This is a genomic window from Streptomyces sp. C1-1 (assembly GCF_050214755.1).
Lineage (GTDB): Bacteria > Actinomycetota > Actinomycetes > Streptomycetales > Streptomycetaceae > Streptomyces.
This window is the reverse complement of sequence record NZ_CP189826.1, coordinates 338,262-362,445: the sequence shown is the minus strand read 5'-3', so window position 1 is coordinate 362,445 and position 24,184 is coordinate 338,262. Positions and strand designations below refer to the sequence as shown.

General features: G+C 68.0%; 21 protein-coding genes and 4 pseudogenes. 10 read left to right on the top strand and 15 right to left on the bottom strand.

Going from position 1 to position 24,184, the window contains the following annotated elements:
- Positions 1 to 138 precede the first annotated feature (138 nt).
- The gene (locus ACQF4J_RS01620; RefSeq protein ID WP_427164284.1) at positions 139 to 681 is read left to right on the top strand and encodes a hypothetical protein; all 543 of its coding nucleotides are present in this window, start codon (positions 139 to 141) and stop codon (positions 679 to 681) included.
- Positions 573 to 1,409, top strand: a complete 837-nt coding sequence (locus tag ACQF4J_RS01615) for a DUF2182 domain-containing protein (RefSeq protein ID WP_427164282.1) — start codon at positions 573 to 575, stop codon at positions 1,407 to 1,409. The genes ACQF4J_RS01620 and ACQF4J_RS01615 overlap by 109 nt, the downstream gene beginning before the upstream one ends.
- A gap of 103 nt (positions 1,410 to 1,512) precedes the next feature.
- On the opposite strand, the gene ACQF4J_RS01610 is transcribed toward ACQF4J_RS01615, so the two are convergent.
- Positions 1,513 to 2,169 (bottom strand): DUF1326 domain-containing protein, encoded by a 657-nt coding sequence (locus ACQF4J_RS01610; protein WP_351584741.1) that lies wholly within the window; start codon positions 2,167 to 2,169, stop codon positions 1,513 to 1,515.
- Between the two features lie 390 nt (positions 2,170 to 2,559).
- On the opposite strand from ACQF4J_RS01610, the gene ACQF4J_RS01605 reads away from it, so the two are divergent.
- On the top strand, positions 2,560 to 3,312 hold the full coding sequence (locus tag ACQF4J_RS01605; protein ID WP_351584739.1) for a hypothetical protein: 753 nt from the start codon (positions 2,560 to 2,562) through the stop codon (positions 3,310 to 3,312).
- Between the two features lie 237 nt (positions 3,313 to 3,549).
- Here the strand turns inward: ACQF4J_RS01605 and ACQF4J_RS01600 are convergent, their stop codons facing one another.
- The 4 genes and pseudogenes from ACQF4J_RS01600 to ACQF4J_RS01585 all read right to left on the bottom strand — a co-directional run bounded on the left by ACQF4J_RS01600 (position 3,550) and on the right by ACQF4J_RS01585 (position 6,620).
- A complete protein-coding gene (locus ACQF4J_RS01600) occupies positions 3,550 to 4,359 on the bottom strand; it encodes a transposase family protein (protein ID WP_427164281.1) in 810 nt (269 codons plus the stop codon).
- Between the two features lie 94 nt (positions 4,360 to 4,453).
- A complete protein-coding gene (locus ACQF4J_RS01595; protein ID WP_427164280.1) occupies positions 4,454 to 4,594 on the bottom strand; it encodes a hypothetical protein in 141 nt (46 codons plus the stop codon).
- A gap of 272 nt (positions 4,595 to 4,866) precedes the next feature.
- Positions 4,867 to 5,684, bottom strand: a pseudogene (locus tag ACQF4J_RS01590) (IS5 family transposase).
- An 84-nt stretch (positions 5,685 to 5,768) separates the two neighbouring features.
- Positions 5,769 to 6,620: an IS5 family transposase gene (locus tag ACQF4J_RS01585; RefSeq protein ID WP_427164278.1), complete on the bottom strand. Its 852-nt coding sequence runs from the start codon at positions 6,618 to 6,620 to the stop codon at positions 5,769 to 5,771.
- Between the two features lie 678 nt (positions 6,621 to 7,298).
- Here ACQF4J_RS01585 and ACQF4J_RS01580 point away from each other — a divergent pair.
- Positions 7,299 to 7,505 carry a hypothetical protein gene (locus ACQF4J_RS01580; RefSeq protein WP_427164277.1) on the top strand — a complete coding sequence of 69 codons (207 nt, stop codon included), beginning with the start codon at positions 7,299 to 7,301 and terminating at the stop codon, positions 7,503 to 7,505.
- 854 nt (positions 7,506 to 8,359) lie between these two features.
- Here the strand turns inward: ACQF4J_RS01580 and ACQF4J_RS01575 are convergent.
- Positions 8,360 to 9,271 (bottom strand): helix-turn-helix transcriptional regulator, encoded by a 912-nt coding sequence (locus tag ACQF4J_RS01575; RefSeq protein WP_427164276.1) that lies wholly within the window; start codon positions 9,269 to 9,271, stop codon positions 8,360 to 8,362.
- Between the two features lie 142 nt (positions 9,272 to 9,413).
- On the opposite strand from ACQF4J_RS01575, the gene ACQF4J_RS01570 reads away from it, so the two are divergent.
- Together ACQF4J_RS01570 and ACQF4J_RS01565 are read left to right on the top strand one after the other, a co-directional pair.
- A complete protein-coding gene (locus tag ACQF4J_RS01570) occupies positions 9,414 to 9,779 on the top strand; it encodes a VOC family protein (RefSeq protein WP_427164275.1) in 366 nt (121 codons plus the stop codon).
- 67 nt (positions 9,780 to 9,846) lie between these two features.
- On the top strand, positions 9,847 to 10,851 hold the full coding sequence (locus tag ACQF4J_RS01565; RefSeq protein WP_427164274.1) for an IS481 family transposase: 1,005 nt from the start codon (positions 9,847 to 9,849) through the stop codon (positions 10,849 to 10,851).
- Between the two features lie 571 nt (positions 10,852 to 11,422).
- Here the strand turns inward: ACQF4J_RS01565 and ACQF4J_RS01560 are convergent.
- Positions 11,423 to 11,890, bottom strand: a complete 468-nt coding sequence (locus ACQF4J_RS01560; protein ID WP_427164273.1) for a helicase associated domain-containing protein — start codon at positions 11,888 to 11,890, stop codon at positions 11,423 to 11,425.
- Between ACQF4J_RS01560 and ACQF4J_RS01555 the strand changes: the two are divergent.
- Both ACQF4J_RS01555 and ACQF4J_RS01550 read left to right on the top strand, forming a co-directional pair.
- Positions 11,819 to 12,172: pseudogene (locus ACQF4J_RS01555) on the top strand (tyrosine-type recombinase/integrase); the annotation flags it as partial. The gene ACQF4J_RS01560 and the pseudogene ACQF4J_RS01555 overlap by 72 nt on opposite strands.
- 67 nt (positions 12,173 to 12,239) lie before the next feature.
- Positions 12,240 to 12,335: pseudogene (locus tag ACQF4J_RS01550) on the top strand (transposase); the annotation flags it as partial.
- A gap of 129 nt (positions 12,336 to 12,464) precedes the next feature.
- Here the strand turns inward: ACQF4J_RS01550 and ACQF4J_RS01545 are convergent.
- Positions 12,465 to 15,536, bottom strand: coding sequence for an NACHT domain-containing protein (locus ACQF4J_RS01545; RefSeq protein WP_427164272.1), 3,072 nt, complete (start codon positions 15,534 to 15,536; stop codon positions 12,465 to 12,467).
- Between the two features lie 183 nt (positions 15,537 to 15,719).
- Here ACQF4J_RS01545 and ACQF4J_RS01540 point away from each other — a divergent pair, with 183 nt between their 5' ends.
- Entirely contained in the window at positions 15,720 to 15,893 is a 174-nt protein-coding gene (locus tag ACQF4J_RS01540) for a hypothetical protein (protein ID WP_427168710.1), read from the top strand.
- Between the two features lie 101 nt (positions 15,894 to 15,994).
- Here the strand turns inward: ACQF4J_RS01540 and ACQF4J_RS01535 are convergent.
- The 3 genes and pseudogenes from ACQF4J_RS01535 to ACQF4J_RS01525 all read right to left on the bottom strand — a co-directional run.
- Positions 15,995 to 16,321, bottom strand: a pseudogene (locus ACQF4J_RS01535) (Tn3 family transposase); the annotation flags it as partial.
- 141 nt (positions 16,322 to 16,462) lie between these two features.
- On the bottom strand, positions 16,463 to 17,935 hold the full coding sequence (locus ACQF4J_RS01530; protein WP_427164271.1) for a DUF2971 domain-containing protein: 1,473 nt from the start codon (positions 17,933 to 17,935) through the stop codon (positions 16,463 to 16,465).
- Positions 17,936 to 18,376: 441 nt separating this feature from the next.
- Positions 18,377 to 19,183: a RibD family protein gene (locus tag ACQF4J_RS01525; protein ID WP_427164269.1), complete on the bottom strand. Its 807-nt coding sequence runs from the start codon at positions 19,181 to 19,183 to the stop codon at positions 18,377 to 18,379.
- Positions 19,184 to 19,270: 87 nt separating this feature from the next.
- Between ACQF4J_RS01525 and ACQF4J_RS01520 the strand changes: the two genes are divergently transcribed.
- Positions 19,271 to 19,819 (top strand): PadR family transcriptional regulator, encoded by a 549-nt coding sequence (locus ACQF4J_RS01520; protein WP_427164267.1) that lies wholly within the window; start codon positions 19,271 to 19,273, stop codon positions 19,817 to 19,819.
- Between the two features lie 227 nt (positions 19,820 to 20,046).
- On the opposite strand, the gene ACQF4J_RS01515 is transcribed toward ACQF4J_RS01520, so the two are convergent.
- From ACQF4J_RS01515 to ACQF4J_RS01500, 4 genes are read right to left on the bottom strand one after another with little or no spacing between them, the layout of a single operon-like run.
- Positions 20,047 to 21,357: an alpha-glucosidase/alpha-galactosidase gene (locus ACQF4J_RS01515; protein WP_351801706.1), complete on the bottom strand. Its 1,311-nt coding sequence runs from the start codon at positions 21,355 to 21,357 to the stop codon at positions 20,047 to 20,049.
- Positions 21,354 to 22,310 carry a carbohydrate kinase family protein gene (locus ACQF4J_RS01510; RefSeq protein WP_427164266.1) on the bottom strand — a complete coding sequence of 319 codons (957 nt, stop codon included), beginning with the start codon at positions 22,308 to 22,310 and terminating at the stop codon, positions 21,354 to 21,356. The genes ACQF4J_RS01515 and ACQF4J_RS01510 overlap by 4 nt, the downstream gene beginning before the upstream one ends.
- 42 nt (positions 22,311 to 22,352) lie before the next feature.
- A complete protein-coding gene (locus ACQF4J_RS01505) occupies positions 22,353 to 23,246 on the bottom strand; it encodes a carbohydrate ABC transporter permease (protein WP_427164265.1) in 894 nt (297 codons plus the stop codon).
- Complete coding sequence (locus ACQF4J_RS01500) at positions 23,243 to 24,181, bottom strand: carbohydrate ABC transporter permease (protein ID WP_351801700.1); 939 nt, start codon at positions 24,179 to 24,181, stop codon at positions 23,243 to 23,245. The genes ACQF4J_RS01505 and ACQF4J_RS01500 overlap by 4 nt, the downstream gene beginning before the upstream one ends.
- Positions 24,182 to 24,184: the final 3 nt, after the last annotated feature.

Sequence of the window (24,184 nt, the reverse complement as noted above, 5' to 3'; positions counted from 1 at the left end):
CCCCGAAGGGAACGTACCACTGATGCGACGCGTCCTCATGGGCGCGCCCGGCGTGGGCAAGGGCACCCAGGTCGCCCTGCTCGTCGACGGACTGGGGCGTCCCGGCACATCTCCACCGGAGGCCTCTTTCGGCAGCACGTGAGCGGACGGACCCCGCTCGCCCGCGACGCCCAGCGGTATCTCGACGAGGGCCGGCTCGTGCCCGACCGGATCACCGTGGACATGGTCCGCGAACGGCTGGCACGCCGACTACGCGGGCGCCCTGCTGACGGTCGACGCCGTCGGGCCGGTCGAGGAGGTCATGACCCGGGGGCTGCCGGGACTGCCGGAGAGGGGACGCCGGGCCGACTGAGCGGGGCTCGCTGCGGCCGTCGACGGACAGGGGAGGCGGACGGCGGCGTGACGGGGGAGCCGGCAGCCGGTGACACCGCGCCGGACAGCCCCTGCCGCCGGGCTGCCGGGCTGCCGGGCCGGGCGTCTTCTCCGTATGGGCGAAGGGCGGCCCCGTGGTGGTGGGTCGCGGCGCGGTGGGATGCGTGCTGTCCTGGAAGCATCTGCAGGAGTAGAGGCCTATGCGTCACATCTGGACTTCCCCCCTCGCGGCCGCCCGGTCGCCCGCGCCGACCGGAGCGGGTGGCCGCTTGCTGCCGGCGCGGGATCTGGCGGCGGCCTGGTTCCTGATCGTCCTGATCGCGGTGCCCGCGTGGGTACTGACGCTCGGGCAGGCGCGGGACATGGGGGTCGAGCCCGGCACGATGGGGCTGGCGCTGCCGCTGTTCCTGCTGCTGTGGGTGACGATGATGGCGGCGATGATGCTGCCGTCGATGGCGCCGGTGGCCATCACGTGGGTGCGGGGGATCGGCCGGCAGTCGTCCGGCTGGACGCGGACCGCGCGCACGGTGGAGTTCGTGGGCGGGTATCTGCTGGTGTGGACCGCCTTCGGTCTACTCGCATATGCGGCCCTGGCCCTTACCGGCGGCCTGGTGGACGACCATCCGACCGCCGCACGGTGGATCGGCGCGGTGGCGTTCCTGCTGGCGGGCCTCTACCAACTCGGCCCTCTCAAACAAGTCTGCCTGCGGCACTGCCGCGACCCCATGAGCCACTTGGTGCGCTACGCCGGGTTCCGGGGACCGGCCCGCGACCTCCGGGTGGGTGTCCATCACGGCGCCTACTGTGTCGGCTGCTGCGCGGGACTGATGGTCGTCCTGATCCCGCTCGGCGTGATGAACGTGGCGGCGATGGCCGCACTCGCCGTCGTGATCTTCGTGGAGAAGCTGTGGTCCCGTGGCCCGCTGCTCGCCCGGGGCATGGGCGTCGCATTTCTCGTGCTGGCCGTGCTCGCGCCGTTCCAGGACTGGCTGCTGCCGGGACTGCAGGGGGCCATGCCTCCGATGGACGACATGTGACGTACCCGGCCCCGGCGACTCCTGCTCACACCCGCCCGGCCCCTTCGGTCTCCTCACCGCTCAGGACATGGTCGGCGATCTCGCCGTACGACGCCGGTTCTCTCTAGTCAGGACCGCTCCAGTCGAACGGGAAGTGCTTGCTCGACTTGCCCGAGCGTTCCCAGGAGAAACCGAACGCGTCGGCGCGGTCGACGGTGGCCCGTCCCCAGGTGGCGACCTGGCCGGGTCCGACCTCGGCGCCCGGGGCGTTGTGGACCTGCACGCGCGCGCCGTCCGGAGTCGTCGGGCCGGTGAGTGCCTCGGCGGACGCCGTGACCCGGCCGGGGATCTCGGCCCGCCAGCTGCCGAGGTCCGCGTCGATCTCGACGTGGATGGGGGCGACGTCCATGCCGCGCATCTCGGGTTGGAGCATCGCCCCGAACTGCGCCGGCCAGCCTCCTGCCTCGCCGCCGAAGATCGCCCCGAGCGCCCCGCGCTGTGGTTCGTCGGCGCGCTCGTCGAGGAAGACCGCGATATACGGTTCGGTATGCGTCCCGGCCCACGGGTTGCCGACGAAGGAGCCGAGCATCAGGACGTTGAGATCGTCGAGCTGAACGTCCCCGAAGTTGCCTTCGCGGATGTGCCAGACCAGTACGCCCTCGCAGTCGCCGTCGGTCGGTGGCTGGGCAAACGTACAGGGGCACGGTATGGCGCACTTGCAGACGTCGAACCAATCACCGGCCAGGCGCCAACTTGTACCGGTGGTGACCTGCTCTGTCATCTCGCTTCCCTCCTACCGGGCCCGAACGAGCCCTCTCGGAGTGGCGAGACCGCATGTCCCGAGACCCTCCCACGATCACGAGGCGGCCTCCCCTCCAGCTTGCACCCCACCTCCCGGCTGGGGAAACCTGTCGATCGAGAAGTTCACCGGCGAGTTCCGTCCCGGCGCACGCACCCTGCGGGCGAAGCAGACCGGGCGGTGCCGGCCGCGGGCCTGCCGCGACACCGCGCTGACGGCCGCCGACCGGCATGCCCGCCCTTGCCGGGAGTGACCGCCTCGTCCCGTGGTGCGGCCAGGCAGGCGCCACCGGTCCGGCCAGGTCAGCGCCCTGCACAGTGCGGTGGCATGCTGGATTCGAGATGCGGATCGGTCCCGAGTGAGGTGGCCGTCATGATCGATCTGGCGTTGCGACTGTCCGGCCAGTCGGCGTCTGGCGGGTCGGCGCCGTTTCCGGGCCACGAGTACGCCAAGGGCTGGGGGGTGTTCGGACTGCCCTTCGACTCCGGGCACGTGCTCGCGCTGCGCGTTTTCCCGGAGAGCTCCTTCGGTCCGTATCGGACCGTGTGGCACCGCACTCCCGGCGGTCGATGGTCCATCTACGTCGACGGGCCGCGCCTCGACGCCGCCTGCCCCAGGTACTACGGACCCGCCTGCGATCACATCGGATTCGCCGGCATTCACCTCGCCTGGACCGGCCCCGCCTCGCTGCGGGTGACGATGGACTCGCCCTCCCTGCAGTGGACACTCTCCGCGCGCTCCACACCGGTCCTCGCCGTGGTGAACGCCGTGAGTTCGGCGCTCCCTCTCGCGAGCTGGCGCCCGAGGGCGCTGGTGCGAGGCCGGGAACAGCTGGCCCGCGCTCTCGGGCTGGGCAGACTGCGGATGACGGGGGTGATGCCGAGCGGGCACGCCGGCACGCTCATGCCCCAGCGGATGTACTACATCGCCGACGCCCGAGCCGTGCTCGACGGCACCGACCTCGGGCGCCCGGTCCGGCTGGACCGCAATCCCCGCATCGGTGAGGTGCCGCTGCCGGCCCGCGGCATCCTGGCCATCGGCCAGGCCACCTGGCAGATCCTGGACACCGCCGAATACGAACGCACCCGGGCCGAGACTGCCCGGACGGATCCCAAGCCCCGCTGACGCCCCTGGCGGGACCGGGCCGGCACCGCCCCTCCGGCACCGAGTTCATCCGCGTTCACCAGGACTGGTGGCGGGGCACACCCGAACGCTCCGGCGGGCGCGTGGGCGGGGGGCTGCCGTATCAGTTCACACTGAGCCTCCTCCAACTTCGAACCCGCAGGTCATCGGGGCTGGTGTGAGTCAGCGATCTCACGCTCGTACTGGTCGCGGGCGGTGGCCTGCTCCCGAGATTGTCTGTCAGCGTGCGACTTCGGTGGTGGTCAGCACGAGCAGCGCCCGCAGCAGCGTCGTTGCGTAACGGGCCGACAAGCGCAACTTGGTGATGATGCGCCAGTTCTTCAGGTGCGCGAACGCGTGCTCGCAGACCGCACGGACGGACGCGATCAGCTGTTTGACCCGCTTCTTCGCCGGGGTGAGGGGCTTGGTGCGGGCGGCCTTGTAGCCGGTGATGACCACCGGGTTGTCCGGGTCGTTGTCCAGGCCGGTGAAGCCGAGGTCGCCGATGGCGTCTAACTCGTGGGCCCGAAGGCGCTCGACGATCTTGTTGTAGCGTGCGGTGGTGATCTCCGAGGAGCGTCCCGGGTGGGCCGCGGACAGCCACAGCAGGCGGCCCTTGTCGTCGGTGAGCGCGAGGAAGAGCAGGCCGTGGGCCTTGTGTTTGCCGCTGTAGTTGCGGTGGTTGTCCTTCCCGTAACGGCGGCGGGTGCGGATAAGAGTGCTGTCGATCAAGACGACGTGGCCGCCCTTTCGGGTGACTTTCCTCAGCGCCCGGTCCAGCCGTGGGGCCCGTGCGGCGAGCAGTTCGATCACCTCTAGCACCCACCGGCGCACCGTCGTGGCGGAGATGCGGTTGCCGCCCGCCATGTCGGCAAGCCGCTGTTCATGGCGCAGGACGGCCAGCACGATCGTGGCGATTCTCCCGGGCGGCAGCTTGCGCCACCGCGAGCCGATCTTCTTCAGGTGGCCGCGCAGCAGGTCGCCGAGGAAGGTCAGGGTGGCTGTGGACAGCTGCAGGCTGGACTGGAAGACAACCGTCTCAGTGCCCACGGCGGGGCTGGTTTTCTTTGACATGGACTATCAACTGCCGCTGGGGGCACGGATGTTACGGCCCGGCCCGTACTTTGTGGCGGCGGGAGCACGCTCACAGCGTGGTGGTGAACTTCCCGTCGGCCAGCTTGCGCAGCCAGCCCCGCTCGGCCAGCCGGTTCAGCTTCGCGCGCATCGCCTCCGAACGGGCAGGGTCCAAGGAGATCCCCGGCTCACCGCAGACCTTCTTGACCATGAGCGGCGTATCCGCCTGTCCTGCGGGCAGTGATCAGCTCACGAAGGTCCGGTTTCGCGTCCTTGGCCACCTGATGCACCTCCCGCCCGGATCGTAGGGACAGGCGCCTCGCTCACGACCTTGGACGGTGAGCGGGACCTCCTGCAGGTCCTCAACGAACTGCGCGCCACCGGGGGCCTTCCCGCACAAACACGACCGGCCCGACTGCGACAGCCAGCTCCGTCTGCGCCCCCTGGGGCGACTCCCGGCCGTGACCGCACCGCTAACTGGCCCTAACAAAGCCTTTGGACGTGCCGGTGGGTGATCAGGCAGACAGCGAGTCCGAGGAAGGCCTCGTGGATGTCGTCGCGTCGTTCCCAGCGGATCCGCAGGCGGCGGAAGCCATGCAGCCAGGCGATGGTGCGCTCGACCACCCACCGGAAGGTGCCCAGGCCGGTGCCGTGCGGCTGGCCACGTTCGGCGATCGCGGGCCGGATGCCGCGTTGCCGCAGGAGCCGGCGGTACTTGTCGTGGTCGTAGCCGCGGTCGGCGAAGAGCATGTCGGGCCGCCGACGCGGCCGGCCGACGACTCCGGCCACGGCCGGGATCTTGTCCAACAGCGGCAGGAGTTGGGTGACATCGTTACGGTTGCCGCCGGTCAGCGACACCGCGAGCGGGATGCCCTGGCCGTCGGTGATGATGTGGTGTTTGCTGCCCGGGCGTGCGCGGTCGACCGGGCTGGGTCCGCTTTTGGGCCCCTGCGTGCGGCCCGGACGTGGGAGGAGTCGATCACCGCCCGGGACCAGTCCAGCTGGTTCTTCGAGCGCAGCTTGTTCAGCAGGAGATGGTGCAGCTGGTCCCAGACGCCGGCCTCGTTCCAGGCCGCAAGCCGGCGCTAGCAGGTCATGCCCGAGCCGAAGCCGAGCTCCTGGGGGAGGTACTCCCACTGGATGCCGGTGTGCAGGACGAACAGGATGCCGCACAGGGCCTGCCGGTCGGGCACCCGCGGTCGGCCTTCCACCTGCTTCGGCGGCGGCTCGGGCAGCAACGGCTCGATGAGCGACCACAGTTCGTCCGACACGATCCACGGCCGCGACTGACGCTTCCCCATGACCACATCAACGACCGATCAAGCCGACAGTCACATGATCAAACCGCTTTTGTTAGAGCCAGTAAGAGAGCATCTGATCAGTGTTCAGATTGGTATGGCGGGGTTGTCCGTTTCGATTCGCCAGGTTGGTACGGATTCTCCGGTCAGTTCGCGGGACATTTTGTTAGCCATCGCCGAGTGGATCATTGTGCGGGATCGCTGGGGCAGGGCTTCGTAGTCCCGCACGAGCCGGCGGTGCTGCATCAGCCAGCCGAAGGTTCGCTCGATCACCCAGCGTTTGGGCAGCGGCTCGAAGCCCTTCGCTCGGGTCCGTTGCACGACCTCGACGTCGATGCCGTGGCCGGCGCCATGGTTGAAGATGCTGCTCTGGTATCCGCCGTCGGCCCAGACCTTGGTGACACGGGGATGGTGCGCCGCCAGGTCGTCGAGCAGCTGTTTTCCGCCGATGGTGTCGTGGACGTTCGCGGCGGTCACCAGGACGGCCAGGACCAGGCCGAGGGTGTCGGTGATCAGATGCCGTTTGCGGCCTTTGATTTTCTTGCCGGCGTCGATGCCCTGACTGCTCTCGGCCACGTTTGCCGAGGTCTTCACGCTCTGGGCGTCGATCACGGCCGCAGTGGGCTGCGCACTACGGCCGTGCGCGCGACGGGTCTTGTCGCGTAACAGGTCGTGGACCCGCTGGGTCGTGCCGTCGGCTTCCCACTTCGCGAAGTAGTCGTAAACGGTTTTGTAGGGCGGGAAGTCGTGCGGCAGATACTCCCAGGGGATCCCGGTGCGGTTGACGTAGAGGATCGCGTTGACGATCTCCCGCAGATCATGCACCCGGGCTGCCGTGCCCGGCCCGGTGCGTCTTGCCCGCCAAGCGGTGAAGACCGGCTCGATCAGGGCCCACCGGGCATCGGACACGTCACTGCGGTAAGGACGACGCACGCTCACGCCCGGCCTAACGACCGTCAGCACCCGCCGTCACAAAATCATCCCTAACTACCAACTACCTAGATCAGATGCTCTCTAAGGAAGGGGTGGCCGGCGCGCTCGAACCGCGCCAGCCACCCCACTTCCCTGCGCCGGGATTTCAGCATGCACCGCCCCGCCCCTCCCGCCCCGTAACGCGTTCGCTGCCCTCGCCGCGGCCACCCTCACGCTCAAAGCCGGCGCCTGGGAGCTGACCGTCAACCGGCACGCCGTCCGGCTCCCCTCAGCCCCTGACCGACTGCCCCGGGCTGCCGGGGCAAAGGCGGGTAGTCCGAGGGCACGAGGCAGGACTTCCGGGAGGCTCGGGAAATTGCCAGAAGGGTCGGCGTCACCGAGCAGGATCTCTCAGCTGGTGGCGGACAACTGTGGGGCGTAGTGATCGTCATCGCGATCGCCGCAGCCGTGCTTCTTGAGCACGACTAGGTTGATGCTCCGGCTCACCCCCGGCGCCCCTGGAGAAGGCTCGCCAGATTAGGCCAGGAATCGGTGAAGTCGCCGCCACACCCGCAGGAACGCCGCGGAGCCGTCGCGGTCCGATGGTGCGAGATCCAGGCCCCCCAGGCACCCATCCCAGCCCAGACGAAGGCCGCTGACGCCCCGCATGACGCCGGACGGCAGACGGAAGCCGCCGACCCCCTCGTGGAGGCTGTCAGTGGCGTAGAACGGGCCCTGGAACGGCTGGACAAAGCCCTGATGGACGAGGGCGCCGCACTGCGGCGGACCACCGTCGACGCCGAGCACCTGCAGAGCCGCGTACGGAAGGTCGGCAGGATCCTCGCGAAGGTCACCGTGCCCGCTGACGACGTCGTAGACGCCGAGATCATCGACGCCGACCCCGGAAAATGAGGGAACCCGGCAAATTTGCCGGGTTCCGCTCAACCGCAAGGAATTTGCCGCTCAGGACAACGCAGAAGGCCGCCGTAGCGGATGCCCGCCTCACGAAACGGGGGCCAGCGGTGCCTCTAGGTTTACAGCCTCTCGGATCGCTTCGTCTTCCCGAACGGGGTGTCCGCGGAATGCCAGGTGCTGCTGCATTCCAGGCATGTGAATCGGAGCCAGGGATGGCGACGGCCTTCGAGTACTGCCTTGAGGGCTGCCCCGCGGGCGTCGATTGCCTCGCGGCGGGCCTTCATCGTGCGCCAGGCCTTCGTTCTGCAGGTCGCTGAGCAGTACCGACGGCTCTTCCTGGACCCGTCGGGAAGAACCGTTCCGCACTGACGGCAGCGGGGGGCCTTCCTGGTCACCACCTCTCCAGGATGCCCGTCGAGGCCGGACTCTGACCATGACCCTCGCCGGAGCCCTTCGAGGAACGGTCACGGTGACCGTTCGCCGAACGACAGACCGGCGCATTCCGCAGGCGGAGAGAGCGGCATAGGCTGCATGGATGGCGAAGGAGTCTCGTGAAGCTAAGCGGGCCAGGAAGGCCGCGGCAAAAGCAGCGGCACGCGCCCGGGCATCCCGCATCACGGCGGGCGAAATCCCCGAATATCTGCGACAGCCGAGCACGACCACCCGCCAGCCCTCTCCGTTCAAACCGCGGCACAAGGTGGTCCAGGCCCGACCCGAGCGGCCGGTGAAGGCGCTCATCCCTCCGACGGACACAGAACTCCGGCCGCGAGACCGGGAGCAGTACGCGGACAACGCGCCGCCGGTCTGGGTGAGAGGAGAGCGTCATGCCCAAGATGACTAGTTGTTGCGGGTCAGGACGTTGGTGACGGCGCATAGTGGTGGGCGATGTCGGTGGCAAGGTCGAGGAGGTGAGCCCTGGCTTCGGCGGGGCCGTGCACAGTGATGGTGCTCCCGAACGGCAGCAGTGTTCGCACGTCCTCCAAGTTCGGGAAGCGGATCCTCACCCTGTGGCCGCTGGTGGATTCCTCATGGTCGTCCTGGACGAGTCGTTGGCCGAGGATCCGTCGCGCTCGCTCGATCTGGGTCTGGTCGATGGTGGCGCTGACCTCTATCGCATGGTCGTGTTCCCACTGCTCAACGAGCGCTGCAGCGACGGTCGCGAGGGCCTGGCCCTCGCGGATCCGTCGTGGCTGGTCGACCTCTTTCCACGTGGTGATCCGTTCGAGTCGGTACATCCATGGCACTCGAGCACAGTCCGCGACGAGGTACCAGATGCCGGCCTTGGCGACCAGCCCGTAGGGATCCACGACCAGGTCGCGTGGACATGACTCGCGTGGGCTGTCGTACTCGATCCGTAGCCGACGACCTCGCCGCACCGGGCCGATCAGCGAAGCCGGAGTCGTGCCGGAAGTTCGTGCCTTGAGCCAGGGACGGCTGTCCACGTGCACTACCTCGGTCAGCGGCAGGAGCTCATCAATCCGACGTGGCCGTGCAGCTGCGATCTTGGAGAGTGCGCGCCGGCTTTCGACCGATGCGTTGAGCTCCGCACGTTGCTTCTCGTCCAGCCCGGTGAGCGAGAGGTGATCACGCTCGCCGGGTGTGAGTCGCGTGAGGTCGAACCCGGACCCGGGCAGCATGGTCACGCCTCCGAGGCGGCCCCGTTGCGCCGTCACCGGTAGACCGGCGTCGCGGAGCCAGTTCAGGTCCCGGGTGACGGTTCGAAGGGACACCCCGAGCGCCGAGGCGAGTTCCTGTGTCGTCACGGCATCCCTCGATGCCGCAACATCAGGGAGAAGAAGCGGTCTGGGGTCACACGCCAAGCTTTTCAGGAATTGCGACATGATGCGGCGCATATCCCGATCAGGCTGGCGTATGCGTACCCACGACCTGCGAGAAGGAAAACCCATGACCACATCCGTCGTGTCCATCGTCTACGTGAACGACGCTCCCGCCGCAGCACGCTTCTACGGAGACCTCCTCGGCATGAGCCCCTCGTTCGAAACTCCGGGATACATCACCTTCGACCTCGGGCCAGGCGCCGACCTCGCTGTGTGGTCCGGCCAGTTCGACGATCTGTCAGCGGACGTCCCGCGCACCAGTGAGGTGTGCCTGGCCACCGACCGTGGGCCCGACGAGGTCACCGCGATCTTCAAGCAGTGGCAGTCCAAGGGCGTCACAATGCTGCAGGAGCCTCATGATGCGGGGTTCGGGCTGACCTTCCTCGCAGCCGATCCTGACGGGAACCGTATCCGCGTCGCACCGCGGGACTGACAGGCCACAATGCGGCAGGCGCGCGTTATGGGCGTCGCGCCTGCCGTCGTCATCGAGAGGACGACGAGTGCTCCACGCGAATGCGCCCCTGAGCGTCGAGGGCCGTAGGCGGCTCGTGAAGCGGTGCCAGACACGTCCCATCGCCCACGTCGCCGCTGAGATGGGTATCTCTCGCGCATGCGCCAGCAAGTGGGTAAATCGCTGGCGGCTACACGGTGATGCGGGATTACAAGACCGGTCGTCGAGTCCGCACCGGAGTCCGAACGCGACTCCGGTATGGGTCATCGAGCAGATCGAGTCCTGGCGCCGGGAGCTCAAGTGGTCCGCGCAACGGATCACCGACGAACTTGTCGGTATCGGTTTTATGATCGACCGACGCACTGTCAGTCGACACCTGACCCGGCTCGGCCTCGGCCAACGCCGCTTCATCGACCCAGGCGGTGAGAACAACCGGAAGCCGGGGAAGATCACCGCCCGCTGGCCCGGACACATGGTGCACCTGGATGTGAAGAAGGTCGGCCGGATCCCTGATGGCGGCGGGTGGCGGATCCACGGCCGGGACAGTGATCAGGCCAAGGTCGCCAATCGGGCAAAGTCGGCCGGGGCGAAGCGTGGCTACGTCTACCTGCACTCCGTCGTCGATGGTTTCTCACGGCTCGCCTACACAGAACCGCTGGGCGATGAGAAGGGCGCGACGGCTGCTGCCTTCCTCGCCCGAGCGAAGGTCTGGTTCGCCGCCCACGGCATCAACCACATCCACCGGGTCGTCACCGACAATGGCGCTTGCTACCGCTCCAGCGACTTCGCCCGCATCGTCGGGCAAGACACCCGGCATCAGAGAACCAAGCCATACACACCTCGGCACAACGGGAAGGTGGAGCGCTACCAGCGCATCATGGCCGAGGAAGTCCTTTACGCCCGCGAGTTCACCAGCGAGGACGCCCGGTCAGCCGCGATCGCAGTCTGGAACATCCACTACAACTACCACCGTCCGCATAGTGCTGCCGCCCGAAAGCCGCCAGCAGCACGCCTCCGCGAGAGCGTCACCAACGTCGAGCCCTCATACACCTAGTTAAGCGGTGGGGCATCTCGATTAACTTCCGCACCGCATCGTGCAGCCGGCCGCGGACTGCTCCCGGCACCTGCGGGGATGGTCCGGCGCGCGACCGGGACTTCGAAGAGCTCCAGTGCTGCTCCCCGCACCCGCGGGGATGGTCCCATCCAGAAGACCGTCACCACCATCGCCAAGCACTGCTCCCCGCACCCGCGGGGATGGTCCACCACGCACGAACGGGTTTCTGCCGCGCACTGCTGCTCCCCGCACGCGCGGGGATGGCCCCAACGTGGTGTTGGTCGCCTGCATCCAGAACAGCTGCTCCCCGCTTCCGCGGGGATGGTCCTTCCGCGGGTATGCCGAACGCGGCGGCCACTGCTTCCCGCACCGGCGGGGATGGTCCCGCGCTGATGCCGAGGGCGTCGAGGCCTTCGGTCTGCTCCCCGCATCCGCGGGGATGGTCCCGGGACAGGCATTAGGCCAATGGTGCACCATCTCTGCTCCCCGCGCCCGCGGGGGTGGACCGCCACTTGCATTGATCCCGAGCTCCGTGAGTCGCTTCACGAAGCTCGGCATGCGTTCGCCGCACTCACCAGCGCATACCCAACTCATCCAGGTCGGCACGGCGTTGATGGCTGAGTTTGGCTGCTCTGCGGCGGGTGTTGTCGATCCAGGCGCCGAGTTTGACGACCGCCCCCTGGTCGTCCTTGCCGTCTCCGCCCGGTCGGATTGTCTCGGTGTGTTTGCGGGGGACGTGGAGGTGTCCTTCCCGCGCGGACTGCCGGGCGGCGGTGAGGTGGGTGGCCCATCGCTGGTCCTGGCTGCGCCGACCCGGCGCTGCCGTTTCGCCCGCACCCGCGGGTTCGACACCGACGGTCTCCAGAAGGAAGCGCTGTGCCGGCGCTAGCTGCTCCCAACCGACCTGTTGCGCGTTGATCCAGGCGCCGAGATCTTCCCCCTGGACGATGAGTTCACCCACCGGTTTTTGATCGCGCTGCTGGCGTGCACTGGGCTGCGAATCGGCGAGGCGCTTGGCCTGCACCGCGAAGACCTGCACCTGCTCGCCTCCTCACGGTCGATCGGCTGCGGGATCGAGGGCCCGCACCTCCACGTCCGCCGGCGCACCGACAATCCCAACCGGGCCCTGGCCAAGTCCCGCTTCCCGCGCAGCGTGCCCATCACCGCCGAACTGGTCGCCCTCTACACCGACTACCAGCACGAACGCGACCGGGTGCCGCAGGCGTCCGCCGAACCGATGGTGTTCGTGAACCTGTTCCGTACAGCGCGGGGCCGGTCCATGACCTACCCGAACACCAAGGGGATGTTCGACCGCCTGGCCCGCACGGTCCATCACGCCTGCCGCCCGCACATGCTGCGCCAAGCCGTGCGAACGCTGGCGCCGCAAGGTGCAACTCACCGAGCAGATCAAGGAGATCCACGCCGACTCGGGCGGGATCTACGGCTCACCGCGCGTGCACGCCGCGCTCAAGTGCGAGGGTGTCCACGTGGGCCGGGTCGGGTTGACCGCGATGGATGCGTGGGTCGAGGGCGCCTGGCGCGCACGCGGGGCGCCGAACGGCACAAGATCGCGGTTGTTCGTTTGGGGAATCCCTTCACGAACAACCCTTGCATCACTCAGAGCCCACTCCCAGCTCATTCAGCACCCAGGCCGCCCCGGCACGGACGAAGTCCGGCTGGGCGGGATCCTGTGCGAGCGTGGTGAGCAGGGTGACCGCGTCGTCCCGATGCCCTTCGATACCTGCCCACGACCAGGCCGCCTGCACGCGCAAGAGGCCCGGCTGGGCGGGATCCTGTGCGAGCGTGGTGAGCAGGGTGACCGCGTCGTCCCGATGCCCTTCGACACCTGCTAGCACCAGGGCCGCTCCGATACGGATGAAGTCTGGCTGGGTCGGGGCCTGTGCGAGCGTGGTGAGCAGGGTGACCGCGTCGTCCCGATGCCCTTCGACACCTGCCAGCGCCCAGGCCGCGCGGATACGGAAGAGGTCTGGCTTGGCCGGGTCCTGGATGAGCGTGGTGAGCAGGGCGGCCACGTTGTCCACCCTGGCCAGCGCCTGGGCCGCCTGCTCGCGGTTGAGGTGGTGCAGGGCTGGGTCCCGGGAGAGCGCGGCGAGCAGGGCGACGGCGTCGGCCTGGTGTCCTTCCACTCCGGCCAGCGCCTGGGCCGCCTGCACGCGAAAGAGGTCTGTCACGGTGGTGTCCAGGGCGAGGCTGAGCAGCTGGGCTGCCCCGTCGTCCCGGTGCCCCTCCACCTTGGCCAACGCCTCGGCTGCCTGCACGCGCAGCGAGATTCCCCCCGTCGGACTCGGGGCGAATTCCATCGCGGTGTCTTGGACGAAGGCGGTGAGCAGGGCTACCGCCTCGTCCCGGTGCCCCTCCACCTTGGCCAACGCCTCGAGCGGCGCTACCCAGAAGAAGAAGCTCGCGGTGGTGTCCTGGGAGAGGCGGACCAGCTCGGCTGCCCCGTCGTCCCGGTGTCCCTCCACCCCCGCCAACAGCTCGGCCGCGGTCACACGATTGAGATAGGCCAGGGCGGGGTCACGGACGAGGCCGATAAGCAGCGCGACGCCGTCGTTCCGGTGTCCCTGCACCTCGGCCAACGACCGGGCCGCGGACGCACGGTCGAGGTCGTCCAGCGTGGTGTCCTGGGTGAATGCGGTGAAGAGGGCGACCGCGTCGTCCTGGTACCCCTGCACCTCGGCCAACGCTTGGACCGCAGTCACACGGGAGGAGCCGTCGAGGGTGCTGTCCTCCGCGAAACCCTTCAGCTGGGCGGCCGTGAGGTCGGGCAGGAGACAGGTTCTCAGCTCTACCTGCCTGCTGAGGAACATGCAGGCAGATGTTCCGCCGTGTGCGGTGAGGTCTGTCAAGTATTGGTTGGTCCGGGCGGTGATGTGGTCGTGGGGGGCGATGAGTCCGTCGAGGAGGAAACCGAGGTAGGACGTCTGCAGGTCCGGCGGCTCCAGGCGGTCACCGGCCCGGGAGGAGGCGATCAGGGCTTCGAGGAGCTGAGTGCGGGATTGTTCGTCGCGAGTAGCGTGGCGCGCCGCGTGGTATTCGAGGAGGGTTTGGTGGAGGAAGTCGAGGTCGTTCGCGCGTTGGGCCAGAAGACCGGTGGGCCGCAGAAGGTCACTGAGGAAGGAGCGCCAGAGGTCTTTTCTCACTTTCTGGGGGCGGTTGGCGTGCAGATGTGAGGCGAGTATGTCGGCTGCGACAGCGGTGTTGCCGTTGATCCGCTCGTGGGCTAGGTGGTCGATCAGTTCGGGCAGGTAGTCGCGTACTTGCTGTGCGGCCTGTTCGGCGGCCTGGTTGTCTTTCGGGATCTGGTGGCGGTCCTTCAGACGGTGGATGGCCGCGTCGTGGGTGGTCCTGATGTGCTTGTGGGTGTTCTGCTCGTAGATGAGTTCGACGAACGACTGGTAGGCCCCGCTGCGGCCGTCGGGAAGGGGGTGAGCGGGGTCGGCCGCGTACAGCTGGCACAGCATGGAGGCTATGAGCGGGGTGCGGGCCAGGGTGTCCAGGCGGGAGCGCTGGAGTTCGGTCACGAATGCCTGTGCGTGGCGGCGGGGGTCGTCCATGGCCGTGAACCATTTTGTGGCATACGTGAGCAGGTCGTCTAGGGTGAAGGCGTGCAGTTCGTAGCGATGCGCCTGCTGGCCCAGGAGGCTGATTTCTCCTGCGGGCAGGGGACGGGTGGCCACGACGAACCGGTACAGCGCGGGCTGCGCTGCGGCGGTTTCGGCGATCGTCTGCACGACGGCGCGACGGGTGTCGGCGTCGGGGATCTCGTCGAGGCCGTCGACCATGACCAGCCAGGGCGTCCTAGGACGCGGGAGGTGGCGGAAGAGGTCGGCTGTGAGCTGGTCGAGCAGCCCGAAGCGCCTCAGCTCGCTGGTCGCGGCCTTGGCCAGGGCGGCAGGCAACGTGTCGGCGCTGTTCAGAGCGTCGGCGTTGACCAGGACGGGGACCGTCGTATCCGTTTGGCCCTCCAGCCAACGGCCGGCGGAGTCAGCCCGGTGGGTGCGTAGGAGGGTGGACTTGCCGCTACCCGCCGGCGCCAGCAGCACGCACACGTTGCTGCTGGTGCGAAAGATCTCCTCGGCCGGTTCGGGGGCGGTTGGGCTCCGTGCGGGTGTGGCGTCCTCGGGGCCGCTGTGACTGGTGGTTGTCTGTTGGTGGGCCTTCTGGCGCACATATACATCGGTCAGGCCGGGCAGGTGGGTTCCGTCCCAGGCGTCAGGGTACGGGTGTGATTTGGCGGTCCGGCGTATGGCTGCCAGGTAGCCGCCGATTGCGGGGAGCCGGTTGGGTGCGGCCCCGGCGGGCCGGGAGCCTCTGGCCTGTTCCCACCGGCTCTTCCACAGCTCCTTCGTGCTCGTCCACCGTCCCATTGCCTCGGCGCGGTCAGGCCCGGTGAGGGTGTCGGGACGGGGACGCCCGGACCACTCCAGCAGCACCTCGACCAAGGTCCACAGCGTGGTGAAGTCCTTGGCCGGGGTGCCCTTCTCGAACCAGCCGCCGACGGTGGTGGGCGAAAGCTGCCGAAGCCCGGCCTGACGGAGCCGTCGGTTGGCCTCGGCTATGGCGTCCGTGCGGTCTCGGCCCCGGAGCGCGCCGGTCTCCAGCTTGCGCAGTTCCGTGCGCAAGGTCTCCCGTTCGCTGCTCAGGTCCGTCTTCTTGCTCACCGCGCGTTCCCCCAGGTCCTCGGGATCCGTCGGATCCGTCCGGCAGTCGGCACAGCACCCCTGTGAACTCGACTTTTGGTGTTGGTGTCCATTCGGTCCGGCACGGCTTCCTCGCTCCGGGGCGGTCGGCTGTGATGTCTTTCGCGTGGCTCAAGCGATGGCCACGCGGACGGAGGGAATGCCATGAGCGTCAGCGCGTGGGCCGTGATGGTGCCGGTGGCCGTCACGCTGGTCGCGGCTGTTGCAGCCGTGCTGCTCGTCATCGTTGCGGTGAAGGACACCACCTCGCGTGACCGTGCCACGGTACTGAAGGCCGTTGCCGAGGTGATCCGTGCCGTACGCGGCAGCCGTACATGACGGCCCGCCGCGGTCCCCCGCACTGTTCGCGTCAACGGGTACCCCGTGTGTGCGCCGCCACCGAGAGACAACCGTGTGGCCAGGCCGAGGTGGCAGTGCACCAGCATCGAGCCGAACTCCACATGCTGGTGCGCCAGGACGCCCCTGGCACGGTAGCGGGAGTGCCACTCGGTGAGCAGGTCCTGGTCCCCGGCGCGGAAGTACGTGGAGTCGGAGGCCACCACCGTCGCTCCGGTACCCCACAGCCAGGTATCCCGGCCGGCGAAGATGACGTTGGCGAACTCAACAACGACTTGCCGGGCCGCCTTCGGGGCATGCCGACACCGGTGCGAGGGGGGCTCCACAGTGGCCAGATGCCGCCAGGACGCCAGCAGCCTCGGCGCCACGTCGGTGAACAGCGACGCCAGCACGCCGATCAGCTCATCCATCCTCACCAATAGCCGCCCCACGAACACGCATATTGCCGGATAGTCCCGGTCAGCACCGCCAAAGCTACAAACAATCAACGGTGTGACTGGGTACTTCATCTGGCGGGCTTCGCCAGATGAAGTACCCAGTTTGAAAGTACGTCAGCCAGCTTCTCTAGGTGTTTGGCCGCGCTGTTCGTCGAAAGTTGGGCGCACGGCGTCCACCGCAGCCCGCAACTCAGTTAGCAGGGCTGACAGCGCCGCGTCCGCCTCATCGGCAGGGACCTCACGCGCAACACGCCAGTGCTCAGCGCGGCGGTTGCCGTCGGAGTCCCACTGCTCCGTCGTGACCACCCCGTGCAGACGCAGTCGAGGGCCGTCAAGCACCTGCACGGCTGCAGCCGCTACGAGGGTGAGCGAGTACTTCGGAAGGTTCTCCACCACGCATATAAAGCCAGCCTCATGGTGTACCTGCTCTCCCGGGGTGCCCGGCTGACGGGATCTCTGTTCCACGGGCACAGCCTGGGATTGCGGGAACGCCGTGGATTCCACCTCTGGCCAGGATCCGAGGTCGGAACTCAGTGCTGCGATGGCCTGGCCGATGACCGTCAGATGGTCCGCCGCCAGCAGCTTGGCTGCCTCCCGGAACTCGTTCGCCTCGGCTGTCGCCTCCAGAAGAGCGCCAAGGCGCTCTTCCAGGGAGCCGCTGCGTCGTGGCTCGGCCCAAGGCACCGCCTTGGCGGCCGGCTCCGGTGTGATCGGGCCCAAGCAATTGAGGTAGCGGTTTTGGAAGCGCAGTTGCCGGACCTCGACGTCGGGGTATGCCTTCAATACTTCCCAGAGCGCCGGGCGTCGTCTTTCCGGGAAGGTGTCTCCGAGCACCACTCCGCTGAGCGCACCACGGATGTCGATGTGCGCAGGGAGGAGCGACTGGTCGAGCAGGACAAGCCGGTACTCCGCCTCATTCTCCCAGTCCCAGTATTTCCTGAAGAACAGAGACTCGTTGTTCGCCTTGGCGTACGCCAAGGCGGCGGCGTCGACGCCGAATTCCCTGATCTGCCCAATGTCCAGTCCGTGCGGACCAACCCCCTGCGTGTTCACGTAGCGAACGGGACCGTGGAAGTGCGGCGCGGCTGGGTCAGTCTGCTCCTGAAACGCCGCGATCAGCCGGGCGCGGTCGAAGCGCAGACAGACGCCCGTGTGACTGGTGCCGTAGTGGGCCCACAGCGATAGGTGGCCCCAACCCCGCGAAGCGTCACGGTTCCAGACGTGGTCCGGCAGCGTGAAGTCTCGGGTCAAGCATGCGACTTTGGCGTGTAGGCGGATGTGCCGATCGATGTCAGCCCACAAGTCCATGTGCCCTGAGTCTCCCGGCCAGTTCTCGTCGTCGTGGTGGGAGCTGAGGTTGGGGTGCAGGGGGCGCGACTCCCACAGGTCATTCGTTGATTCGAACGGTGACAGCCGCAGAGTCCCGCTGGCCAAGATGTTGTACATGGCCACGTTGGCGTTCGTGTAGTGGTACAGATCGTCCGTCTCGGACCTCTGCGCCGTGATCATCTCCAACTCTGTTGAATTCAGGATGGCTTGGGGAAGGGTGAAGACCCGGTTGGAAGCCGAAGAATCTGAAAACGTCATGGCGCATGCTCCTTCCTCGGGCAGCACTTCTCTGGGTAGAGCCCAGAGGCTGCAGTGGCAGCCTACCCGTTTATAACGTCAGAGTGACGATAATGGGCCTGTCTCGCCACTTCAGGCGCCCGTATGCCCGACGGGGTAAGCAGCCGCACCGCGTGCTCAATCCGCCGATGGCGTCGGGGCGGAGTCGGTGATGTGGTCGAAGCCGCGGAGCAGAGGCGTCAGCTCCTGCGCCGGGGAATCCATGGAATCCGTGATCAGCAAGTTCAGGATGAACAACGCTCACAGAGGACCTGGGCGAGGCTGAATCAGCAGAGGGCGAGCACGATGACGCGGACAAGGGCGATGACTGGACTCTCGGCCGATGTCATCGGACACCGGCCGACGTAGGCCCCAAGGCTTCCCAAGACCGGGATCAGGGAGCAGGCGCTGACAGAGGGTCGGCTATAGGGCCTTCCCATCGTGGTCGGTTACCTCGTACCTCAGTAGGAGCCGATCCTGGGGGCGGGGCTCTGCCGCTATGAGCCGCAAAGCTTTCGGGGTTCCGTCCTTCGGCAGGTCCGGGGCGGTGAAGAGGGCGGGAGTGGAGGTTCCGCCGACGGCGATGGGAACGATCTCGATCTCGATCTCGTCCACCAGTCCCGCTCTGAGCAGCGCGCCGTTGAGACGGCCGCCGCCGGTCGAGAGCACTGTCTCGACACCCAGGAACTCCTGCAATCGGGTCAGTGCGGCCGGCAGGTCAACCTGGTCATCCCCGGTCACGAGATAGGGGATGCCTTTGTCCCGCAGGAACGACAGGTAGGCGAGGGGTGTGCTCCTCGAGGCGAGGACGAGCAGGTGCCAGCCCTCCCAGTCCGGGCCAGGGAACTGTTTGTACATCCAGCGCACTCGCCCCCTGCTGTCCGGTACGACGAGCCAGCCGGCCGTGGCCAGCGCGACGGCCTCCGGGGGCAGGTAGTGCTCGCGCAGGGCGGCCGGTGTCCGGGCCGGCTCGGGCAGGGGATCTACCACCTGGTCGTCGGTGACGAAGGATCCGCTGCCCTCGAGGATGACCTGCGGGTGGTGGCGGCGCTTGACGTCCGCGTACGTGGAGCCGGGGAGGACCGGCCAGCGCTCATCCATCATCAACAGCAGTCCCGCGGAGAGCGCGATCCGCCCATCGACCGAGGCCGAGTTGTGCGTGACGACCCGGGGGCGGGTGGTGGCCGGATGATGGGCTGAAGGAACGGGGGCCGAACGTTCATCGGACATGGGCGTCTCCCTCATAGGGCCCGGTCGGCAGGCTCGCCGACCAGTAATATTGTAGCCATCCAATATTCTGATGGGAGAACCAATGTCATGCGAGACGAGGCCCCCCTCTCTGCCGCCGACATCGCGCTGCTCGGCCTGCTCGCAGAGGGGCCGAAACATCCGTGGGAGATCTCCAAGGAAGTCACCTACCGCGAGATGCGCACCTGGACCGAACTGTCCCAGTCCACCATCTACAAGCAGCTTCATTCCCTGCAGGAACGCGGCCTGGTCTCCTCGACGGGGGAAGCGGTCCAAGGTCGGGCACGCCGTGTCTACGCCATCACCGAGGAAGGCCGACAGGCCGTCGCAGCTGGCGTCATCGACCTGCTCGCCCATCCCGACTACCCGCGCTGGCGCATCGACATCGCCACCTACAACATCGACCTTGCTGACCGGGATGACACCGTCCAGGCCCTGCACCGCTACGCCACCGCCCTGGCCGAGCGCGCCAGCGGGTGGCGCGCCTTGGAGGAGTTCTTGCGCGCGTCCGGCTGCCCGCCGCACCGGTGGGCGCTGGCGCGACGCGCGGTTCACCTGATCGAAGGCGAACTCCGCTGGATCGGCGAGTTCATCGACGAGCTGCAGACGACGCACTGAGCGTTGTTCATCCTGAACCTGCTGGTCACGGGGCTGGTGTGGAATCCGCGGATCCGTGATCACCGAAACGGCAGACGATCTTGACCTCCGACAACCGCCCACGAACAGTACGAGAACACGATCACCAACTCACACAAGCCCCGTGACCAGCGACTTCAAGATGGTAGATCTTCACTGAACTCGGTCCGGTCGGCGGGCCGGCACGGGCGGCCCGCCGACTACGGCGCTCACGAGCCCATGCGGATGCGCAGCCCGGGCTGGAGGCGGTCGCCGTGGGCGGTGACCATGTCGTCGCACAGGCGCCAGATGTCCTCGACCGGCAGGGCCGCGGCCGTGGCGGGGTCGGTCATCGCCGCGTGCCTGATGTGCCGCGGTTCATCCTCGATCGCCGCCTGCACCACCAGGTCGTTCGCGCTCAGGTAGGTGCGGTTGAGCGCCGCCAGTTGGGGCGGGAGGGAGCCGACCCGGGTCGGCTGGACGCCAAGCGAGTCCACCAGGCACGGCACCTCGACGACGCCGTGCGCGGGCAGGTTGTCGATCAACGCCCGGTTGGGGACGTTGCCGTAGACCGTGCGCGGGGTGCCGGTGACCATGCTGTGGATGATCTGGGGCGCGTACTCCATCGTCCCCTCGACGGCGACCGGTGCCCCGGCGGCCAGCGCGTCGCGGGTCTTCTCGTAGGTGGCGACGTTCTCGTCGACGATCTTGAGGTACTCGCCGATCGGCAGCCGCAGCCGTTCGACTTCGCTGCTGTGGTGCAGGTACCAGGGAACGTACTCGGAGGAGTGCTCGCTGGTCTCCGTCGGGTAGTAGCCGAGCCGGCGGTACATGTCGACCCGGACCCTGCGGCGCAACTGGTCGTCGGAGGCGATCAGTTCGTCCAGCTTGGGGTAGAGGCTCCGGCCCTGGTGCTCGAAGCGCAGTACCCATGCCTGGTGGTTGACGCCCGCGGCGTGGTAACTGATCTCCTCGTAGGGGACCTTGACGAGATCGGCGAGGTCGCGCATCGTCCAGTACACCGAATGGCACAGTCCCACCACCCGGGTCAGGCCGGTGGCCTGCGTCAGGTACTGGACGTTCATGGCCATGGGGTTGGTGTAGTTCAGCAGCCAGGCCTGCGGGCAGACCTCGGCGATGTCCCGCCCCAGGTCCCTGAGGAACGGGAAGGTGCGCAGGGCGCGGAAGATGCCTCCGATGCCGAGGGTGTCGCCGATGGTCTGGCGTATGCCGTGGCGGGCCGGTACCTCGAAGTCGGTCCGGGTGGCCTCACCCATGCCGATCTGCACGATGTTGATGACGAAGTCGGCGTCCGCCAAGGCCTTGCGGCGGTCGGTGTCCGCGGTGACGGCGGGACCGGCGCCGAGGGTGTCCGCGATCCGGACGGCGGCGGCGTGTGCGGTGGCCAGACGCTCGGTGTCGATGTCGTGCAACGCGATGTGCGCCGACTTCAGTTCGGGGAACGCGAGGAGGTCGGCGAGCAGTCCCTGGGTGAAGACGACGCTGCCCGCGCCGATGAAAGCGATCTTGGGCGTGGTCATACCGGGGCTTCCTCGGTCTCGGAAAGGCGGGCGAGGACTTCGTCCCGCGTGGACTGTGCGGTGGTGCCGCCGTGAGCACGGGTGGACAGGGCTCCGCAGACCGCGGCGAAGCGGAGGACTTCCGGCAAGGGCCTCTCGTCGAGCAGGGCGGCGATGAATCCGGCGTCGAAGCTGTCCCCGGCGCCCACGGCGTCGACGGGCTGGACCCGGATGCCCCGGGTGGTGAAGAGCCGTTCGCCGTCGTGGCACAGGGCGCCGTCGGCGCCGTTCTTGACCGCGGTGACCGGGCCTCGGCGGGCGAGCCGTGCGGCGGCCTCGGCGGGGTCGTCGGTGTCGAGGCGGGCCAGGCGCCGGGCTTCGGCAGCGTTGGGCAGCAGGAAGTCGGTGTGGGCCAGGACCGCGTCCAGGCCGGAGGCCTCCCACCGGCCCGCCGGATCGTCGTTGGTGTCCAGGGAGGTGCTGGCGCCGTGCCGGCGTGCGGTGCGCAGGAGTTCCGGGAGCGCGTCGGCGAGCTGTGGCATCAGGAAGTAGGAGGCCGAGTGGACGTGCCGCGCGGCTCCCAGCAGAGTCGCGGGCACGTCGTCGGCCGTGGTCGCGGCCAGGGTGCCCAGGGCGGTGACGATGGCCCGGTCGTCTCCGCGGGTGAGCACGACCGTCATCGGGGTGGGACGGCGAGGGTCGAGGCGCAGCGCCTCGGTGTCGACGCCGTGGGCGCCGAGCCGGTCGCGCATGTAGCGGCCGGCGTCGTCGTCGCCCACCTGGCCGGCGAAGGCGACCCGGAGGCCGAGGCGCGCGGCCCCGCAGGCGACGATCGCGCCGGATCCTCCGACGGTGAGGGTGCCGGTGGGTACCAGTTGTTCGCGCTGGCCGAAGGCGAGCGGGCCGTCGAGCGGGCCGACGACGACGTCGGGGTTGGCGTCACCGATGACCAGCAGGTCGAACGAGTGCGGCATTGAGCGGTTCCTGCCTGAGTGATGTGTCGGGGGCGAAGGGGGTCAGCCCTTGAGACCGGTGGAGGTGATGGACTGGATGAACGCCTTCTGCGCGCCGAGGAAGGCGAGCAGGACCGGCACCACGGTGATGACGTTCCCGGCCATCACGGCGGCCCACTTGGTGTGGTGCTGTCCCTGGAAGGTCGTGAGGCCGAGCTGGAGCGTGTACTGGGTGTCGTGGTTGATGGCGATCAGGGGCCAGGTCAGGTCGTTCCAGGTGCTGAGGAACGTCAGTACGGCCACCGTGCTCAGGGCCGGCCGGGACAGCGGCAGCACGATCCGCCACAGCACGTGAAGCCGTGAGCAGCCGTCGATCCAGGCGGCCTCCTCCAGCTCACGGGGCAGCGAGAGGAAGAACTGGCGCAGGAGAAAGACCGAGAAGGGCGTGACCAGGGACGGCACGATCAGCGCGCCGAGGGTGTCGATGAGGCCGAGCTGCCTCATCACCAGGAACGTGGGGATCATCGTCAGTTGGAACGGGATCGCCATCGTGGCCAGCATCAGCCCCAGCAGCAGCCGGGAGCCGGCGAACCGCATCCGGGCGAACGCATAGCCGCCGAGGGTGCCGAGCACGAGGTTCGCGGTCACCGTGACGAGGCTGACCAGGAACGAGTTGGCGAACCAGCGGGGGAACATCGCGTTGCCCAGCACATAGCGGTAGCCGCCCAGGTCCAGGTGAGAGGGCCACAGCGCCGGCGGGAAACGGTTGATCTCGGCGTTGCTCATCACCGAGCTCAGCGCCAGCCAGATCAGGGGGACGGCGAAGAGCAGGGCCATCGGCGCGAGCAGCAAGTGCCAGGGGCTGAAAGGCAGTCGCGGGGTGGGGCGTCGCGTGTCGCGGCGGGAGGCGGGGGAATCCGCCTGCGCGGCGTCGGGCGGAGCGGAGAGGGTGGTCATACGGAGGCCCCCTGGGCGCGGCGGCGGAGGAACTGGAGGATCAGGCCGATCAGGCCCAGGGATACGGCCAGGACGTAGGCCGAGGCGGCCCCGTATCCGGCGGTGGCGTTCTGGAAGGCCTGCTGCCAGATGAAGTAGACGATCACAGTGGTGGAGCCGAGAGGGCCGCCCTTGGTGGTGACGTACACGAGGTCGAACGCCTGGAGGGACTCGATGGTCTGCCACAGCAACAGGAACACCGTGACGGGCCTGAGTGCGGGGAGCGTGACGTGGCGCAGGAGTTGGAGGCGGTCGGCGCCGTCCAGCCGGGCCGCCTCGATCAACGAGGCAGGCACGTCCTGGAGCGCCGCGAGGTAGATCACGAGGCAGAAGCCCGTACCGCTCCACAGGCTGATGGCGACGAGGACGGGAAGTGCCTGGGAGGGGTCGGTGAGGAAGCCCTGGGACGGGATGCCGAGGTGGTGCAGTACGGCGTTGGCGGCGCCGAACTCGGGGTCCAGGATGAACGAGAACAGCACGCCCTGCGCGGTCGCGGAGACGACGAACGGGACGAAGTACAGGGTGCGGTAGAGCCCGACGAAGCGGATGCGCCGGTTGAGGGCGAGGGCGAGGAGCAGGCCGACCACCATGCTCGCCGGCACGTACAGCGCGGTGTACAGCAGGGTGTTGCGCAGAGCCTGGCTGAAGTGCGGGTCCTGGGCGAGAGCGCGGTAGTTGTCCAGGCCCACCCAGCGGCTGGGGGTGACGAGGTCGTTGGCCTGGAAGGACAGCAGCAGCGACCAGATGATGGGTACGACGCTCAGGCCGATGATGATCAGGACGGCGGGGGAGACGAACGTCCAGGCCATGGCGGCTTCACCGGCTCGTCGGCGGCGCAGGGCTCGCCGGCTGTCCGGGGGCCCGGACACGGTGATCGGGGTGGGCAGTCGCGACATGAC

Coding starts and splice junctions, on each gene's coding strand:
- ACQF4J_RS01615 (WP_427164282.1), top strand. CDS start 573: ATGCGTCACATCTGGACTTCCCCCCTCGCGGCCGCCCGGTCGCCCGCG.
- ACQF4J_RS01610 (WP_351584741.1), bottom strand. CDS start 2,169: ATGACAGAGCAGGTCACCACCGGTACAAGTTGGCGCCTGGCCGGTGAT.
- ACQF4J_RS01605 (WP_351584739.1), top strand. CDS start 2,560: ATGATCGATCTGGCGTTGCGACTGTCCGGCCAGTCGGCGTCTGGCGGG.
- ACQF4J_RS01595 (WP_427164280.1), bottom strand. CDS start 4,594: ATGGTCAAGAAGGTCTGCGGTGAGCCGGGGATCTCCTTGGACCCTGCC.
- ACQF4J_RS01570 (WP_427164275.1), top strand. CDS start 9,414: ATGACCACATCCGTCGTGTCCATCGTCTACGTGAACGACGCTCCCGCC.
- ACQF4J_RS01540 (WP_427168710.1), top strand. CDS start 15,720: ATGAGCGTCAGCGCGTGGGCCGTGATGGTGCCGGTGGCCGTCACGCTG.
- ACQF4J_RS01530 (WP_427164271.1), bottom strand. CDS start 17,935: ATGACGTTTTCAGATTCTTCGGCTTCCAACCGGGTCTTCACCCTTCCC.
- ACQF4J_RS01525 (WP_427164269.1), bottom strand. CDS start 19,183: ATGTCCGATGAACGTTCGGCCCCCGTTCCTTCAGCCCATCATCCGGCC.
- ACQF4J_RS01520 (WP_427164267.1), top strand. CDS start 19,271: ATGCGAGACGAGGCCCCCCTCTCTGCCGCCGACATCGCGCTGCTCGGC.
- ACQF4J_RS01515 (WP_351801706.1), bottom strand. CDS start 21,357: ATGACCACGCCCAAGATCGCTTTCATCGGCGCGGGCAGCGTCGTCTTC.
- ACQF4J_RS01510 (WP_427164266.1), bottom strand. CDS start 22,310: ATGCCGCACTCGTTCGACCTGCTGGTCATCGGTGACGCCAACCCCGAC.
- ACQF4J_RS01505 (WP_427164265.1), bottom strand. CDS start 23,246: ATGACCACCCTCTCCGCTCCGCCCGACGCCGCGCAGGCGGATTCCCCC.
- ACQF4J_RS01500 (WP_351801700.1), bottom strand. CDS start 24,181: ATGTCGCGACTGCCCACCCCGATCACCGTGTCCGGGCCCCCGGACAGC.